This window comes from Anaplasma phagocytophilum str. Webster (assembly GCF_000964685.1).
Classification (GTDB): domain Bacteria; phylum Pseudomonadota; class Alphaproteobacteria; order Rickettsiales; family Anaplasmataceae; genus Anaplasma; species Anaplasma phagocytophilum.
The window spans coordinates 596,175-613,191 of the sequence record NZ_LANS01000001.1; the positions used below are offsets into that span (position 1 = coordinate 596,175).

Annotated in this window: 12 protein-coding genes, 1 tRNA gene and 1 pseudogene; 11 read left to right on the top strand and 3 right to left on the bottom strand. The window is 43.0% G+C overall.

All coding sequences use genetic code 11. The annotated features are described in order from the left end of the window. Positions 1 to 223 precede the first annotated feature (223 nt). Together APHWEB_RS02500 and APHWEB_RS02505 are read left to right on the top strand one after the other, a co-directional pair. A pseudogene (locus APHWEB_RS02500) lies at positions 224 to 1,330 on the top strand (P44/Msp2 family outer membrane protein); the annotation flags it as partial. 96 nt (positions 1,331 to 1,426) lie between these two features. After that, positions 1,427 to 2,584 carry a P44/Msp2 family outer membrane protein gene (locus APHWEB_RS02505; RefSeq protein ID WP_230474290.1) on the top strand — a complete coding sequence of 386 codons (1,158 nt, stop codon included), beginning with the start codon at positions 1,427 to 1,429 and terminating at the stop codon, positions 2,582 to 2,584. Positions 2,585 to 2,853: 269 nt separating this feature from the next. Here the strand turns inward: APHWEB_RS02505 and APHWEB_RS02510 are convergent, their stop codons facing one another. Beyond that, positions 2,854 to 4,275 carry a metallopeptidase TldD-related protein gene (locus APHWEB_RS02510; RefSeq protein WP_011451330.1) on the bottom strand — a complete coding sequence of 474 codons (1,422 nt, stop codon included), beginning with the start codon at positions 4,273 to 4,275 and terminating at the stop codon, positions 2,854 to 2,856. A 94-nt stretch (positions 4,276 to 4,369) separates the two neighbouring features. Between APHWEB_RS02510 and APHWEB_RS02515 the strand changes: the two genes are divergently transcribed. The 9 genes from APHWEB_RS02515 (at position 4,370) to purF (ending at position 13,699) form a co-directional block, all read left to right on the top strand. After that, positions 4,370 to 4,453: transfer RNA gene (locus APHWEB_RS02515), tRNA-Leu, on the top strand. A gap of 490 nt (positions 4,454 to 4,943) precedes the next feature. Continuing rightward, entirely contained in the window at positions 4,944 to 5,942 is a 999-nt protein-coding gene (locus tag APHWEB_RS02520; RefSeq protein WP_020849495.1) for a pyruvate dehydrogenase complex E1 component subunit beta, read from the top strand. A gap of 385 nt (positions 5,943 to 6,327) precedes the next feature. Then, entirely contained in the window at positions 6,328 to 6,771 is a 444-nt protein-coding gene (locus tag APHWEB_RS02525; protein ID WP_011451328.1) for a CopD family protein, read from the top strand. A 400-nt stretch (positions 6,772 to 7,171) separates the two neighbouring features. Further along, entirely contained in the window at positions 7,172 to 7,744 is a 573-nt protein-coding gene (locus tag APHWEB_RS02530; RefSeq protein WP_011451327.1) for a thioredoxin family protein, read from the top strand. Positions 7,745 to 7,755: 11 nt separating this feature from the next. Beyond that, on the top strand, positions 7,756 to 9,471 hold the full coding sequence (locus APHWEB_RS02535; RefSeq protein ID WP_011451326.1) for a cation:proton antiporter domain-containing protein: 1,716 nt from the start codon (positions 7,756 to 7,758) through the stop codon (positions 9,469 to 9,471). A 134-nt stretch (positions 9,472 to 9,605) separates the two neighbouring features. After that, positions 9,606 to 10,361: a ComF family protein gene (locus APHWEB_RS06680; protein WP_020849157.1), complete on the top strand. Its 756-nt coding sequence runs from the start codon at positions 9,606 to 9,608 to the stop codon at positions 10,359 to 10,361. 392 nt (positions 10,362 to 10,753) lie between these two features. Then, the gene (locus APHWEB_RS02545) at positions 10,754 to 11,389 is read left to right on the top strand and encodes a 50S ribosomal protein L25/general stress protein Ctc (protein ID WP_011451323.1); all 636 of its coding nucleotides are present in this window, start codon (positions 10,754 to 10,756) and stop codon (positions 11,387 to 11,389) included. A 9-nt stretch (positions 11,390 to 11,398) separates the two neighbouring features. After that, positions 11,399 to 11,950 (top strand): aminoacyl-tRNA hydrolase, encoded by a 552-nt coding sequence (gene pth / locus APHWEB_RS02550; protein ID WP_011451322.1) that lies wholly within the window; start codon positions 11,399 to 11,401, stop codon positions 11,948 to 11,950. 342 nt (positions 11,951 to 12,292) lie between these two features. Continuing rightward, positions 12,293 to 13,699 (top strand): amidophosphoribosyltransferase, encoded by a 1,407-nt coding sequence (gene purF / locus APHWEB_RS02555; protein ID WP_011451321.1) that lies wholly within the window; start codon positions 12,293 to 12,295, stop codon positions 13,697 to 13,699. Positions 13,700 to 13,789: 90 nt separating this feature from the next. On the opposite strand, the gene APHWEB_RS02560 is transcribed toward purF, so the two are convergent. Next, complete coding sequence (locus tag APHWEB_RS02560; RefSeq protein ID WP_011451320.1) at positions 13,790 to 14,731, bottom strand: complex I NDUFA9 subunit family protein; 942 nt, start codon at positions 14,729 to 14,731, stop codon at positions 13,790 to 13,792. Positions 14,732 to 14,904: 173 nt separating this feature from the next. After that, a complete protein-coding gene (locus APHWEB_RS02565; protein ID WP_011451319.1) occupies positions 14,905 to 17,013 on the bottom strand; it encodes an ATP-dependent DNA helicase RecG in 2,109 nt (702 codons plus the stop codon). Positions 17,014 to 17,017 lie beyond the last annotated feature (4 nt).

Sequence of the window (17,017 nt, forward strand, 5' to 3'; positions counted from 1 at the left end):
AACATGCTTTACTTCTTTTGTCTATACCCAGCAATCCCTGCATTTTTGCATGTACGTAGCACGTGATGTTAGTTGTTAACTTCAGGGTGCGCTATGAACTTTATAAGCATCTACAATCGGGACCCAAGGTTCTTTATTGCTGGCTATCCATGGCTTTATTTTAGATAAATTTGGAATTTTGTAGATAGGTTATCTCGGATTCTATTATTAGATGTAGGGGTATAACAGAGAGACTAAGGCAGTATATCCATACTTAAAGGATGGAAAGAGTGTAAAGCTAGAGTCACACAAGTTTGACTGGAACACACCTGATCCTCGGATTGGGTTTAAGGACAACATGCTTGTAGCTATGGAAGGCAGTGTTGGTTATGGTATTGGTGGTGCCAGGGTTGAGCTTGAGATTGGTTACGAGCGCTTCAAGACCAAGGGTATTAGAGATAGTGGTAGTAAGGAAGATGAAGCTGATACAGTATATCTATTAGCTAAGGAGTTAGCTTATGATGTTGTTACTGGGCAGACTGATAAGCTTACCGCTGCTCTTGCCAAGACCTCCGGTAAGGATATTGTTCAGTTTGCTAAGGCAGTGGAGATTTCTCATTCCGGTATTGATGGGAAGGTTTGTGTGACAAAGGAAAGTTCGAACAAGTCTAAGTACGGGAAATACGCTGAAGAAACCGGGACAAGCAACGCGGATGAGACGGCCATATGTGGGGGAGCAGCTAACGGAACCGGAACGAGTAATACGACTAAGGAGGTTTTGAGGCACTTTGTTAAGGCAACGCTAAAAGGAGATGGTAGTAAGAACTGGCCTACATCGACTAAAACTGGCGGGACGCCTTCTGATACTAAAAACGACAATGCCGAAGCGGTAGCTAAAGACCTAACAAAGCTCACTTCTGAAGAAAAAACCATAGTAGCAGGGTTACTAGCTAAAACTATTGAAGGTGGTGAGGTTGTTGAGATTAGGGCGGTTTCTTCTACTTCTGTGATGGTTAATGCTTGTTATGATCTTCTTAGTGAAGGTTTAGGCGTTGTTCCTTACGCTTGTGTCGGTCTCGGAGGTAACTTCGTGGGCGTTGTTGATGGGCATATCACTCCTAAGCTTGCTTATAGATTAAAGGCTGGCTTGAGTTATCAGCTCTCTCCTGAAATCTCTGCTTTTGCTGGGGGTTTCTACCATCGTGTTGTGGGAGATGGTGTTTATGATGATCTGCCAGCTCAACGTCTTGTAGATGATACTAGTCCGGCGGGCCGTACTAAGGATACTGCTGTTGCTAACTTCTCCATGGCTTATGTCGGTGGGGAATTTGGTGTTAGGTTTGCTTTTTAAGGTGGTTTGTTGGAAGCGGGGTAAGTCAAACTTACCCCGCTTCTATTAGGGAGTTAGTATATGAGATCTAGAAGTAAGCTATTTTTAGGAAGCGTAATGATGTCTATGGCTATAGTCATGGCTGGGAATGATGTCAGGGCTCATGATGACGTTAGCGCTTTGGAGACTGGTGGTGCGGGATATTTCTATGTTGGTTTGGATTACAGTCCAGCGTTTAGCAAGATAAGAGATTTTAGTATAAGGGAGAGTAACGGAGAGACTAAGGCAGTATATCCATACTTAAAGGATGGAAAGAGTGTAAAGCTAGAGTCACACAAGTTTGACTGGAACACTCCTGATCCTCGGATTGGGTTTAAGGACAACATGCTTGTAGCTATGGAAGGCAGTGTTGGTTATGGTATTGGTGGTGCCAGGGTTGAGCTTGAGATTGGTTACGAGCGCTTCAAGACCAAGGGTATTAGAGATAGTGGTAGTAAGGAAGATGAAGCTGATACAGTATATCTACTAGCTAAGGAGTTAGCTTATGATGTTGTTACTGGACAGACTGATAACCTTGCTGCTGCTCTTGCCAAGACCTCTGGAAAAGATATCGTTCAGTTTGCCAATGCTGTTAAAATTACTAACTCCGCTATCGATGGGAAGATTTGTAATAGGGGTAAGGCTAGTGGCGGCAGCAAAGGCCTGTCTAGTAGCAAAGCAGGTTCATGTGATAGCATAGATAAGCAGAGTGGAAGCTTGGAACAGAGTTTAACAGCGGCTTTAGGTGATAAAGGTGCTGAAAAGTGGCCTAAAATTAATAATGGCACTAGCGACACGACACTGAATGGAAACGACACTAGTAGTACACCGTACACTAAAGATGCCTCTGCTACTGTAGCTAAAGACCTCGTAGCTCTTAATCATGACGAAAAAACCATAGTAGCAGGGTTACTAGCTAAAACTATTGAAGGGGGTGAGGTTGTTGAGATTAGGGCGGTTTCTTCTACTTCTGTAATGGTCAATGCTTGTTATGATCTTCTTAGTGAAGGTCTAGGCGTTGTTCCTTACGCTTGTGTCGGTCTTGGAGGTAACTTCGTGGGCGTTGTTGATGGGCATATCACTCCTAAGCTTGCTTATAGATTAAAGGCTGGCTTGAGTTATCAGCTCTCTCCTGAAATCTCGGCTTTTGCTGGGGGTTTCTACCATCGTGTTGTGGGAGATGGTGTTTATGATGATCTCCCGGCTCAACTACAGTGTAAATCTCAAAAGCAATAAGGAAAATAATCTTCTCTCGCCTTGAACATTTCTCCATCAATCGGACAGACAGCTTGAGAAAGCATTATGCACTCTCTAGAATTGCCGACCCATACAATTGATCTTCTAGAGGTTATCATTATCCCGCTGGGAATGCTCCAGTCAAGCTCCTAGCATGTAACTAGAGCACGCATAACTCCTATTCAGCACCACCGGTTACTACTACTCTATAAGCCTCCCAGTGGCGTTTATTAACGTTCTTTAAGTAAGATTGGTGGGTAATTGCAAAATTACATAGCAGTTCCACCAACTGTAATAGAGTCAATCTTCAGAGTGGGTTGCCCCACACATACCGGAATGCTTTGTCCGTCTTTTGAGCAGGTTCCAATGCCGGGGTCAAGTGCCAAATCATTCCCAACCATGGAAACTTTTTTCAAAATTTCAGGACCACTGCCCACGAGTGTTGCTCCCTTCAACGGACTGCCAATTTTACCATTTTCTATTAGGTAGCTTTCAGATGCAGAGAAGACAAATTGTCCAGATGTTATATCAACCTGCCCACCACCAAAATCTGCAGCATATATGCCCCGCTTAACGCTGGAAATTATGTCGTTTGGAGTATACGTTCCCGGAAGCATGTATGTATTCGTCATGCGCGGTATCACCATGCTTTTATAGCTCTCCCTGCGACCGTTTCCTGTGGAAGTAACACCCATCAACTTTGCATTCATATTGTCGTGCATGTATGAGACAAGAATACCGTCCTCAATTAGCACATTATATCCCGAAACTGTGCCCTCATCGTCGATGTTTAACGACCCTCTGCGACCCTGCATTGTGCCATCATCTACCACCGTAATTCCTGCTGCGGCTACTCTCGTTCCTATGGCATCAGAAAATGCAGAAACCTTCTTGCGATTGAAGTCGCTTTCCAAACCATGCCCAACAGCCTCATGAAGTAGTACTCCAGGAAAACCTGGGCCTAGAACAACTGTAATCTCTCCTGCGGGGGCTGCTACAGCTTCCATATTAGTCATAGCTTGGCGTAAGGCTCCATCTGCGATCTTTTTCCACTGATCTTCCGTAATAAACTCAGAACACAAAGCCCTACCACCGTGCCCTCCTCGACCATGCTCTTTTCGGCCACCTTTTTCTACAAGCACATATATGTCTAATCTCACCAAAGGACGCATATCTCCAACAGTGTTACCGTCATTCCTGATGATTTGCACAACTTGCCACTGTGTACTAATAGAAACCTTTACTTGCACTACGTGTGGATTAGCGCCACGCAAATATGCATCGATGTCTTGCAGGATCTGTACCTTACTCGCAAATGGAATTTCACCCACAGGACTCTCTGTAGGGTAAAGTCGCCTACTACCGGATTGACAGAGCTGTACTACATCAACGCTTCCTTGCCCAATGTGTTTTAGCAACGACGCAGCCTTTTGAATTTCAGAATCGCTAATTTCCGATGAACACACCAAAGAGGCCACACCGTCACGAAATGCACGAAATCCAAAACCTTTGCGAAAACTGAAATCTGCGTTTTTTATGATTCCATTTTCGATACTCAGAGATTCAGAATGACAAAATTCCAAGAATAACTCACCGCCATCCATACAAAGCAGTGTGTCTGTAACTAAAGTTTTTAATTTATTTCTATCAGCCCTCGCATAAAATACTTTATCGACATCGAATTCTTCCATTCTGGCTCTTTTTTGTATATAACTTCACAAATATACTTGGTGAACCTTAATAATCAACTGAATTCGGGGACCTGTGTCGCCCGCAGTATAGTTGGTCCGAATGGCGGAATTGGTAGACGCGCTAGCTTCAGGTGCTAGTAACCTTACGGTTGTGGAAGTTCGAGTCTTCTTTCGGGCACTCCAGGTATTTTTAGATCAGCCTTCTCTAAAGGCCCAATACCATTACGAATGTGCAAATGCTCATGTAGTGTTTTCTATTCATCTGCCAGACGTGATCTGTACATGGTGCATACACTGGATGTATATAGTAAATGTGCTTTTTGGGATTTGCTCGGGTTCATAGCGTCGTCCAGGGCGGGAGAAAACGTATTGTTTTCATATATTCTTTATGTTTGATGTAGTTTCATCACATGTTCATGACTTAATAGTGAACGTCTTGTCGCAAATAGACCGCAGCACCAAGTTCTAATACTACTGAACTCTATAAACAGGTATGGGAAGTATGGCTGCGTAATATCAATGAGCTAAATCACGAATACAGAAGTTGCAGCTATGCGGTAAGCCTGCTTTATTACTCCTTTACGTGAGAGTGTGCGAGAGCAAATGTATTTGCATTCTTGCTCCTTTTAAAATAAGATGAGCGCTGCAGTTTTTACCTCTGGGGATATATGGAAGTTATAACTGTAAGGGAAGCATTACGCTTGGCTATGGAAGAGGAGATGGAGCGTGACCAGAGTGTTTTTCTTATGGGGGAAGAAGTTGGAGAATACCAAGGTGCGTACAAAATAAGTCAGGGGCTTTTAGAGCGCTTTGGGCCACAAAGGGTTGTCGATACTCCTATTAGTGAACACGGTTTTACTGGATTGGCCGTAGGGGCGGCTTTTTGCGGATTAAAGCCTATAGTAGAGTTTATGAGCTTTAATTTCTCTATGCAGGCTATGGACCAGATAGTTAATTCCGCTGCGAAAACAAATTACATGTCAGGGGGGCAGCTAGGTTGTCCTATAGTCTTCCGTGGGCCTAATGGTGCTGCAGCAGGTGTTGCAGCTCAACACTCCCAGTGTTTTGCATCGTGGTATTCACACGTGCCTGGTATAAAGGTTGTTGCTCCATATTTTGCTGCGGATTGTAAGGGGTTATTGAAATCTGCAATACGCGATCCAAATCCTGTAATGTTTCTAGAAAATGAGATTGCGTACGGACACTCGCACGAGGTGACAGAAGAGCAGTTGAGCAAAGATAGTTTGGTTGAGCTTGGTAAAGCGGCAATTGTGAGAGAAGGTAAAGATGTAACGATTATAACATTCTCTTTACAGTTGAAGTATGCTCTTGAGGCTGCTGAGATTCTGTTGAAGGACAATATCAGTGCGGAGGTTATAGATCTTAGGACATTGCGTCCTCTGGATACTGAGGCTATTTTAAAGTCTGTCAAAAAGACGAATCGTGTCGTTACTGTTGAAGAGGGATGGCCGTTTTGTGGTGTGGGAGCAGAGATTACAGCGTTGATAGATGAATGTGCCTTTGATGATCTTGATGCACCTGTCACGAGGGTAACTGCCAAAGATGTTCCGTTACCTTATGCAGCCAATTTGGAAAGTCTCGCCCTCCCTGGCGTGGAAGATATAGTCTCAGCAGTGCATAAGGTGTGTAATTATTCTATAGCTTAGTTGTGCTGGCACAATAGAGGCTTGCTCTGCGGTGGGGGTGCATTATCTTTTTATTTGGTCTTTTGTTTCGTTAATTGGGTCGGGGATACGCGAGCTCCAGATGCTTACAAGGCATGTGTCTCCTTCGTCTGATTGATGTATTTTTCTATGGTTGCTACTGAAAAATTCTTTAGGGTGAGGCTTTCTCATCAGTCTCCTACACCTCTAAATTGTTGTAGTGGAAATTGTACACGATACGAAAAGTACAACTAGCTATTTAGTAGTGAAATCCTTTACTATAGCCATTTACATAGAGAACTAAACTCTGGAAAAATTGTAGTTTTATTGCGTCGAGAATACATAATTGCTAACATATTGATAATTTTTTAATCATTACCGGTGTGTTATGCTTTTGTCTCGGGAGCTCCATAGGTGGTTGGAAGCATTTCATGTAATTTCAGTAGTTATGTGGATGGCGGGCATGCTTTATCTTCCTAGGTTGTTTGTTTACCACGCAAATACGAAACCTGGTTCTGAGACCAGTGCTCTGCTCGCGACTATGGAACGTAGGTTATTGTTCTACATAATGAATCCAGCCATGGCGACTGCTATACTTTTAGGGCTTATCCTTGCTGTTACAAGCGATGCTCATTTGTTTGTGTGGTTTAGAATCAAGTCCGTATTGCTGGTCTGTATGATATACATGCACTGTCTTTTCGTGAAGTATAGGAAGGATTTCTCGTTGGATATACGGGTGCATTCTAGTTTTTTCTTTCGAGTGCTTAATGAAATAGTCACAGTTTTGCTCATCGGTATAATAATTATGGCAGTGGTTAAGCCATTTCGTTGATGCGTACGATGCGTGTCTTAGGTTTGCTGATGACCCTGATAAAGTAACGTGCTAGGAAGTGTTGAGTCCGGGAGTTATTGGGATTCTACTGTACGCTTGGTGAATACATTGTAAATTTTGTGCTACTGAGGCTTTGTTCCTATGCAAGTTACTAAGCTTTGTGCATCTTAAGATTACGGTGCTCAGAGTATGTTAGATCTTGTGATGGTCTTGAGGCTTCAACATGTTGGTAGGATTCGGTAAGACATTGTAAATTGGCACCGTGTATACTAGGTACTGCGTTGCAATTTCTGCGCTGCTATGGCTAAAGTAGAACAGTATGCCTGCAGTAAAACTGTTTGACTTTTAGCTGCGCGAAAGCTTAGAATGTACAACATTCTTGTTTCCGGGTTGATGCTTCATGGCGGCTGTTAGTACACCAACATTAGATGAGAAATTTGTTGCGCGTGATTTTTCCCTTAGGTCTGTAGACGGTAATTTTTACGGGCTAGATGCCCTGAAGGGAGGAGCAGCATTGTTGGTGATGTTCTTGTGCAACCACTGTCCGTATGTAAAGGCGATTATAAAGCGTCTTGTTGTTGATGTTAAAGAACTCATGGAAAAGCATGATGTCCGGGCTGTCGCGATTATGCCAAATGATACAGTTGCATATCCTGAGGACTCTTACGACAAGATGGTGAGTTTTGCTGCTGAGCATGGCTTTCCGTTTCACTATCTCATAGATGAAACACAAGACGTGGCTCGTAGCTACGGGGCCGTGTGTACGCCTGATTTTTTCTGCTTTAATAGAGATTTGCAACTATGTTACCGTGGGCGTTTTGATGATCAAAAGGCCGTAGAGGGGGCATTGGGCGCTAGTGAGTTGTATGAGGCCGTAAAGTTTATCGCTACTACGGGTGGTGTGCCTGAAAATCAGAAGCCTAGTATTGGGTGTTCCATAAAGTGGCGTTGCGTTGATGATATTTTAAGTTAGTTTGTTCTTCTATGCACCATTCTAGTTATCTGTTGGATGTCATAGTGCTATTAGCTGCTGCGGTAGTGGTGGTGGTGCTGTTCTGGAAGTTGCGTATCAGTCCTGTGCTTGGATATTTTGTTGCGGGAGCTGCTATTGGTACGCATGGGCTGCAACTAGTTGAATCTTCGTCTATTATCAATAGTTTAGCTGAGTTTGGGGTTGTATTTCTTCTATTTTTGATAGGGATAGAGTTAACCTTTGAGCGACTGTCGGCCATGCGAATGCATGTCTTTGGTTTTGGGACATTGCAGGTAATAGTTACGGCCACGTTGATATGGTGCGTGGCGCGTGGGCTTGGTGTTGATTCCGAGAGCTCTGTGGTTATTGGGGGTGCACTTGCGCTTTCTTCCACTGCTATTGTGTTGCAGGTATTGCAGGAGAAGGGTATGCAATCCTCGCAGGTTGGTAGATTGTCCATAGCTGTGCTGCTATTGCAAGACTTCGCTGTTGTGCCTTTGATAGTGTTGCTACCGTTGCTGGCGGGCGAGTCTAATAGTCTCGTGGGGTCCTTATTTATTGCTTTCCTGAAGGCTGGGGTAGCACTTGCTCTTATATTTGTTACGGGAAGGCTGTTGTTGAGGCCATTGTTCGGCACTATAGCTGCTATGAAGAGTAATGAGGTATTTATTGCCTCTACGCTACTTATAGTGTTGGGAGCTGCTTTCGTTACTGAGAATTTTAATCTCTCTATGGCGCTTGGGGCTTTTGTATCTGGTTTGCTGGTTGCGGAAACGGAGTACCGCTACGACGTAGAGCAGGTTGTATTACCATTCAAGAAGTTGCTCTTGGGTCTGTTCTTCATGACTGTGGGCATGTCTATAGATACGGAACTGCTGTTGAGCAAGCTACCTGTTGTTGCGGCTTTGTCGCTTTCTTTGATGCTATTGAAGTCATTTATTGTTTGCGTCCTGTGTAGATGTTTTCGCTTCTCGTTGTCTGCGGGTTTACAGGCGGGTCTATTGCTTTCACAGGGTGGTGAGTTTTCTTTCATATTATTTGGGTTGGCTGCCGAAAAGAGCGTGTTGTCACATGATCTCGCGCAAGTGCTGATGATGGCCACTACGGTTACGATGGCATTTACGCCTCTTCTAGCTACTCTAGGGAATTGGATATCTGGATTTCTGACAAAGAACAAGGTTTCTTACACTTCTTCGGCGCTGGTGTTAGATACTAGCGATTTAGATCAGCACGTGATAGTGGTTGGATTTGGTAGGGTAGGTCGCCTTGTAGCTAAGGTTTTGATGGCAGAACATGTTAACTATATAGCCTCTGATATTCAGCCAAGTGTTGTTACTGAGGGGAGGAAGGAGGGGTTTCCTGTATACTTAGGAGATCTCACGAAGTTAGAGGTGCTTACCGCTATGGGGGCTTCTCGTGCTACTGCGATTGCTATTGCGATAAATAATGAGGTCACGGCGAAGAAGGTGATAGCGCTTGTTGCTAAAAACTTCCCTGATACGATAATTGCGGTGCGTATACCGGATTTAAGTAATGCTGACATGTATAAAAAGCTGGGGGCTCATTATTTGATTCCTGAAACCTATGAAGCAGGTTTGCAGCTGGGTGGTATAGCTCTTAGTATCAGTGGGTTCAGTGATAACGCGATTTTATCTTTGCAGAATGCTTTTCGTATGGAAGATTATCAGCGTCCGGTGAAAAAAGAAAGCTCGGATGACGTCCGATAGATATGCCTTCTGCTATACACTAGGGGCAAGCATTGCTATTAATTTAGTTTTGGTGCTTAGGTAATGTCTGTACTGTAGGGAAGCGTTTGTACAGCGTTGTATTTTGATTGCACTTCCCCTAGGAAGAGGTGTTGGTGTCCTTTTGCAGTTTTGTGAAGCGCTGCTACTGCCGTGTAGGCTGTATATTGAGAACTACTGCTCAGAAGTTTATTGAGGTTTTTTTTCCGCGTTCTTGTGTGAATTGTGGAATTTACACAGTAAGGGATGCGGCATTATGCGTTTCCTGTATAAACAATATAAAATTTTTACAGGGCTATTTCTGTATAAAATGTGGGAAGAATTTAGAACAAAACGCCGGCGTATGCGTAAGATGCACAGCATTTAATTCACATCTTTCAGCACTGGAGTCTGTGTTTGAGTACGATAATACAAGTAAGCACATGGTTTTACAGTTCAAATTTTATGGTGATATATCAAACATTAAAACTTACGCGGGTTGGATGTTTGAAAAGGGAAAGGAGTTGCTTGCAAGAGCAGAGCTAATAGTCCCGGTTCCTATGCATTGTATGCGGTTACGGCGACGCAAGTACAATCAATCTGTGTTATTGGCACGGGCTTTGAGTAAACTTTGCGGAATCCCGTTGGAAGTTTTTACACTGAAAAAAGCAAAAAATACTACTCCTCAGAGTTATTTATCGGCTTCAAAGCGGTCAAAGAATGTTTGGAACTCTTTTAAAGTGACAAATTCCGTGCTTTTTAGAGGCAAAGTGGTTGTACTTATAGATGACGTTGTAACTACAGGGGCATCACTTCAAGAATGTGCGCGAGTCCTTAAGAACTCCGGGGCTAAAGAAGTTCTTGGCCTCACTCTTGCTAGAACGATGTCATAAATAATAAATAAAAGAGAAAACGCCTGTAGTTATTTAATAGTCTTCGTTTCCGTTCCGCAGATAGATGTTTTGACTTCCAACTCTGTGGATCGTAAGTCATTTTTTGATCCATAAGAATGTACTATTTCAGTGATGTATAAAAATTTGTGGCGCAATGGGCGTTTTCACCTAGGAGCGTCTCTTCAAGAGTGTGCTAGAGTCCTTAAAATTCTGAGGAGAAAGTGATTCTTTTAGCTTCAAGAGCGTTGACATTGATACGTAGAAATCTGTGTGTCATATACAAGACGTTTGTCTATCTCAAAAATATACCTTTTAGTGCTTTTAGTATTGTTATATCCTGAACAATGCCCTAGTAATGAGTGTGGGGTTTGAAGTTTTGAGAGGAGTTCGAGATGGATCATGAAGACATGATAAAGGTAGATGCCTCCGTTCGTGAGAGGTGTGGTACAGGGAGTGCCCGCGCTTTACGTGCAAGGGGACTAATACCTGCCGTGATATATGGGAAAAACCGTGACCCTATAAATATCTCTTTATCGCAAGTAGATTTTTTGAAGAAGTGTCGCACGTTTCCTATTTTTTCCAAGCTGATAGAGCTTTGTATTGGCGAGAAAAAAGAGTACGTAATTACTAAAGATATACAAAAGCATCCGGTAAGTGGTGCAATAGCGCATGTTGACTTCCAGTTTGTAGATCAAGATGCGGAAATGAAAATGGAAGTACCACTAGTGTTTTTGAATGAACAAAAATGCGTAGGGGTGAAGCGTGGTGGTGTAATAAACATACTCCATAGGTCATTGATAATTCGTTGTTCACCGCATCATATCCCAAAAAGTCTGGAAGTGGATTTGATAGATGTGGCAATTGGGCACTCTTTGCACGTAAGTGATTTAAAGCTGCCTAGCACCATTAACGTTGTCATGAAAGAGGAAGACCCAGTAATTGCTACTGTTGTTGCTTCTGGTGGGGGAATTTCTGAAGATGCAGAGGAAGCTGCTCCTGCTAGTGATATCCCAGAGGCAGGTAAGTAGTATTCAACTGTGTTGCTTTTAGTCGGATTAGGCAATCCGGGGAAGCGGTATGCTGAGACGCGTCACAATGTTGGTTTTATGATCATTGATGCTGTGGCGCGTGGCTTTTTCTTTCCCGAATTTTGTAGTAAGCACGATGCTTTGGTATCTATTGGGAACATTGGTACCCACCGTGTGATGTTGATGAAGCCGCTTTTATACATGAATAGGTCTGGCACTTCGGTGTTGAGTTGTACTAGCATGCACAAAATAGCGCCGGAACATATCACGGTGTTTCATGATGATGTAGAATTGCAGCCAGGAACGATAAGAGTAAAGCTTGGTGGAGGAAGTGGAGGACACAATGGTCTTCGTTCTATCGATTCCGCGATAGGTAAGGCATATTGGAGAGTCAGATTTGGGGTTGGACGGGCAGAACTCTGTAATTTGTCGGATTATGTGTTGTCAGATTTTGAAAATATTGCTCAAGTTACCGACCTAGTAAACAGTGTAGCAGCGAATTTACAGATGCTCTTGGACGGAAATGCCGCAGGGTTCGTATCAAAAGTCACCTCAGTGTAGTATACGCGAGCATTTTTCGCATATATCATCCTAGCATTTTGCTGTTGAGTTGTGCTAGCATGCAAAAACTGGAACGCATAACGGTGTTTCATGATGATATGGAATTGCATTCAGGCACCATAGAGTAAATCTTGGTAGAGGACACAATGGTCTTCGTTCTGTTGGTTCAGCGATAGGTCAGTCCTACTGGAGAGTCAGATTTGGTGTTGGACGGGCTGAGCTGTGTAATTTGTCTACCAATGCGAGTATTGTTATGCACACTTGAGGCCAATAATGCAATTATTACTAGAGGGAACTATTCCTAAATGTTAAAATGCTTAATGGTAGAGTTTGGGGAGGCGCATGCCGTTTGCCAGTATATATGAGGAATGCGGAATATTTGCCGTGCAAAATCACAGCAATGCTGTGCACAAGTGCCTGTTGGGTTTGCACGCACTGCAGCATCGTGGTCAGGAGTCATTTGGTATTGCAGCGTCAACACCGGGCATTTCGGAGCTGGTTTCGTTTTATAGTGGAGGCTGCGTTAGCAACATATTTTCTAACCCCGAGGTTCATACTCTTACCGGAAGGATGGCGATTGGACATGTAAGATATTCCACAAGTGGGGGTCTAACAGCTTCAGGAGCGCAGCCTTTTATTGTGCAAGGGAGGTTCGGGCCGCTTGCCGTGGCACACAATGGCAATTTGACAAATGCCCGAAGTTTGAGGGAAGAACTCATAGACAAGGGCTGTCAATTTACCTCCGAAATAGATACAGAGGTTGTTGCTCATTTAGCGGTAGTAGACGAAGCAGAAACTTTTGTGGATTGTGTGATCAATGCACTAAAAAGGACAAAGGGAGCCTACTCGTTTGTTATAATGGTACGTGACACACTTATAGGCGCGCGAGATCCTGCGGGGATCAGACCGTTGGTATTAGGAATGGTAGAAGGTTCGTACGTCTTAGCTTCGGAGACCTGTGCTTTAGACATTGTAGGAGCAACATTTGTACGTGATATTAAGCCAGGTGAACTAGTAGTTATAGATAAGTCAAATAATATAACTAGTTTGTTTCCGTTTAAGCCTCTGAAGTATAGTTTCTGCATTTTTGAGTACGTATATTTTGCGCGTCCTGATAGTGTGGTAGAGAGCAAACCTGTGTATGAAACACGTAAAAACATTGGTGCGATGCTTGCTACAGAAAGCCCTCCTCCAAGTGATGTAGACATGGTAGTGCCGGTACCGGATTCTGGCATTCCGGCGGCTATGGGTTATGCAACAAAATCAGGAGTGCCATTTGAGTTCGGCATAGTAAGGAACCGTTACGTAGGGCGCACGTTCATACAGCCAACGGATAAAGCAAGGAAGCTTGGTGTTGAGCTAAAACACAATGCAAACTCGGCAATTTTAAAAGGGAAGAGCATAGTATTGGTGGATGACAGCATAGTACGTGGCACAACACTGCGTGAAGTTATAGTTTTACTTAGAAAAGCCGGTACCAAAAATATACATCTTAGGATATCGAGCCCTCCTACAGTGTACTCATGTTTCTATGGGATAGATACTCCACATAGGTCAAGTTTGGTAGCTAATAACATGTCTATAGCAGATCTAGTGAAGATGCTAGATTGCGACAGTCTCTCATTCATCAGCATAGACGGGCTATATAAAGCCATAAGGGGCGCAAAGCGAGACAGTGACAATCCTCAGTACTGTGATGCATGCTTCACCGGGTATTACCCCGTGGGTGAAATGGAGTGTAATAGCTAATCATACCGTACAGGAGCGATTGTTCGTGCATGTTCTACTGTAGGTGCGGTTTTAATAAACAGGCTGGATACATGGGTATTGCGCTTGTGTTTAATTAGATGCCTTCTCGTAAATCTTCAGGTATTCAGGAACGATTTCTTCTATAGTTGTCTTTCCTTTTCTCACATTGTTGGAATCTGGCAAAATAATATCATACTTCATCAGCTCAATCTGGTCTCTTGTCACTATTGGTTCGGACGATCCTGTTGCTGGTTGCAAGATAAAAGACACGATCTTTATTTCACAGATATAAGCTATAAATTTGGCCATTTTGCTTGGAATAGATAGCATCGGCTTCTTCCTTCCCGTCGCTACAAGAACAAACTTTATCAGGTCCTTCAAAGAATATACTGTAGGGCCAGCAACTTCATATGTTCCAGATGATGCCTGATTCACTATCAAGTCCATAGCAACGTTGACAACATCATCGACATGTACGGGTTGTAGTAAATTTTTTCCTCCACCGAACAACGGCATAAATGGAGCTACTCTTGCTAGGTTAGCAAACTTATTGAAGAAATTGTCACCGTCTCCGAATACTAAATTAGGCCTTAGTATTACCGCGTCTTCGCATACATCTCTGATGCGCTTCTCCCCCTCTAACTTGCTTTGTGCATATGAGGATGTTTTTGCTATATCTGCTCCCATGGCTGAAAAATGTACAAACATTTTCCCGTGCTTCGTCGCGAGTTTTGCTATATTGCTGGGAAAAGTTACGTGTAGATACTGCAACACAGCGCCTCTAGGATCACTGATTGTACCTACAAGATTTACTATCACATCGCAATCAGCTATGAGCTTTTGTATCAAGGCAGCATCTGAAAGTTTACCACATACGATGTCAACTTGCCCTAACCTTCCAAAAAGTTTTAGCCGTGCAGCTTTTTCATGATTACGTGTGTAGACAGTAACAGAGTATTTGCGAGCTACTAGTTCGCATACCAAATATCTGCCTATAAATCCACTGCCTCCAAACACCAAAACTTTTTTCATGATGGCCTCCGCGACCCCTTAGTGAACTTTACATTATTCACACTTTTACATGCTGCGCAATCCCAAGTATGGTACCAAACCTCTTTACAGTTTAGATCTCGAAAAAAGACATGATTTTTATCGTAAAATACCTATGTGTATCATACAAAACTCCACTGCAACTGGGTGAAAAACTAGTACTTGATGTGGGGCAACGAGTGCCCAAATATTTGAGTCAGTCTATAGGCTAACTTACGACCATCTTCGTTTTTAACAATATCACTAACAGCAGCATGGGCTTTCACCATGGCATGAAAATCTTGAGCATCTGCAAACTTGAAAGCTGCAATTCCCGATTGACGACAACCTAACATATCGCCGCCACCGCGTAATATAAGATCTTGTTCTGCAATGTGAAATCCGTCATGAGAGTCGCGCAAAACGCTAAGTTTACGATATGCAATTTTGCTCACAGGACCATGTAGCAATATACAATAAGACTGCTGGTGGCCTCTGCCAACGCGCCCGCGCAACTGATGTAACTGGGATAAACCAAATCTCTCAGGATTTTCGATGACAATGATGGTTGCGTCAGGGACGTTTATACCCACTTCGATAATGGAAGTAGCAACTAGCACCTTAATATTACCAGCGTAAAATGCTTGCAAAGCGCTTTCATTGCCGATTTGCGTCATGGCTCCATGCGATACACCAACAATGTTGTTGCCGAACATGTTTTTTAGAAACTCAAATCTTTCTTCTACAGAGGCAACATCGTTATCTTCTGAACCCTCAATATAAGGGCATATCCAGTAAATTTTATGCTCTCGTGATATCATGTTTTTCAGCCTTTTGCACAAATCATCTATCATGCATACTTTCACGATACTGGTTTTCACAGGCAATCTGCATGCGGGCTTATCTTTCAAAGTAATGCGATCCATATTGCCATACAATATCTGCTCTAGTGTTCTAGGTATGGGTGTTGCAGTGATAAACAATATGTCTGCTGAATCTCCCTTTTCTATCAACTTCATGCGTTGTAACACACCGAAGCGCTGTTGTTCATCTATAACCACAAGCCGTAAGTTATGAAATTTTACGGATTCTTGGAACAAAGCATGTGTTCCTATCAAAATGTGAATTTCACCTGATAGCAATCTAGCATGTATCGTATTTTTGTTTTTTGTTTTACCAGTCAATAATTCGATACATATATCCATGCCTTCTAGTAACTTTTTTATCCAGGAGCAATGCTGTTCTGCTAGCATTTCTGTGGGAACCATAACGGCCACCTGCCCGCTGCTCTCTACTGTGTTGAGCATTGCAAATAGCGCAACAACTGTCTTTCCGCTTCCTACATCTCCTTGTAGAAGTTTTGCCATTTGTTGATCAGATGTCTGCGCCCTAGTAATCTCTCTTATCGCGGATTTTTGCCCTGCAGTGAGTTCGAAGCCCAGCCTTTTTAAGACCTCCTGATAATTAGTACCCTTCACTTCGAGTGCAACACCTTTTCTCCTACCATGTTGTCGAGCAAAATATACTGCTGCGTGGTAAGCCATGAGCTCGTCGTATGCAAGTCGTCCCTTTATGCGTCGTACTTCTTCAACGTTTTCAGGAGTGTGCATTTTATAGACACTTTCTTGCCAGCTTAGCCATGAATTTTCTTCTATTAGATCTGCGGGAAGCCACTCATGTTGTGCTTGAATAGACTTTAGCGCAACTTTTATTAACTTGTGTATAACCCTGGAATGTAACCCTTTTGTTACGGAGTATACAGGTTCCAGTGCACATATTTCCGTAAATTTTTTGAGATTATTAGTGCAGTAATCCGGATGCGTGATCTGCATCTCTCCACAATGTATTTCAAGTTTACCACTTACCAAACACTGCTTGCCTACTTCTAATACACTCTCAAGATATGGCTGTGAGTAATTGAAAAATATTAGCCAAATATCCCCAATTTCCGTACCTAATTGCACTTTGTAGGGGGATTTACTGGATTTCCTTCTTTTGTAAGGAGGAACGTGCTTCTTTGCGACACCTAGGAATGTAACAACACTGCCTCTGCGGGATAAAGGAGTTAACTGAGAATTTCTTCGATCTACATAACTATATGGGGCATATAATAGCAAATCTACGATCCTTGAGCCTCCACAGAGTTTTTCTAGAAGCAGGCCCTTCTCGTTGTCTACTCCTTGTATATCGTATATGCTGGAAAACATCCCAGGTACTTCAGGTAATTTTGCAGTTTTGCCTACACGATTAGAAGGACTTGATGAAGAATTGTGTATTATTGCCATAGGT

Excerpts from the sequence above, each read along its gene's own strand:
- APHWEB_RS02505 (WP_230474290.1), top strand. The coding sequence starts at position 1,427 with ATGATGTCTATGGCTATAGTCATGGCTGGGAATGATGTCAGGGCTCAT.
- APHWEB_RS02510 (WP_011451330.1), bottom strand. The coding sequence starts at position 4,275 with ATGGAAGAATTCGATGTCGATAAAGTATTTTATGCGAGGGCTGATAGA.
- APHWEB_RS02520 (WP_020849495.1), top strand. The coding sequence starts at position 4,944 with ATGGAAGTTATAACTGTAAGGGAAGCATTACGCTTGGCTATGGAAGAG.
- APHWEB_RS02525 (WP_011451328.1), top strand. The coding sequence starts at position 6,328 with ATGCTTTTGTCTCGGGAGCTCCATAGGTGGTTGGAAGCATTTCATGTA.
- APHWEB_RS02530 (WP_011451327.1), top strand. The coding sequence starts at position 7,172 with ATGGCGGCTGTTAGTACACCAACATTAGATGAGAAATTTGTTGCGCGT.
- APHWEB_RS02535 (WP_011451326.1), top strand. The coding sequence starts at position 7,756 with ATGCACCATTCTAGTTATCTGTTGGATGTCATAGTGCTATTAGCTGCT.
- APHWEB_RS02545 (WP_011451323.1), top strand. The coding sequence starts at position 10,754 with ATGGATCATGAAGACATGATAAAGGTAGATGCCTCCGTTCGTGAGAGG.
- purF (WP_011451321.1), top strand. The coding sequence starts at position 12,293 with ATGCCGTTTGCCAGTATATATGAGGAATGCGGAATATTTGCCGTGCAA.
- APHWEB_RS02560 (WP_011451320.1), bottom strand. The coding sequence starts at position 14,731 with ATGAAAAAAGTTTTGGTGTTTGGAGGCAGTGGATTTATAGGCAGATAT.
- APHWEB_RS02565 (WP_011451319.1), bottom strand. The coding sequence starts at position 17,013 with ATGGCAATAATACACAATTCTTCATCAAGTCCTTCTAATCGTGTAGGC.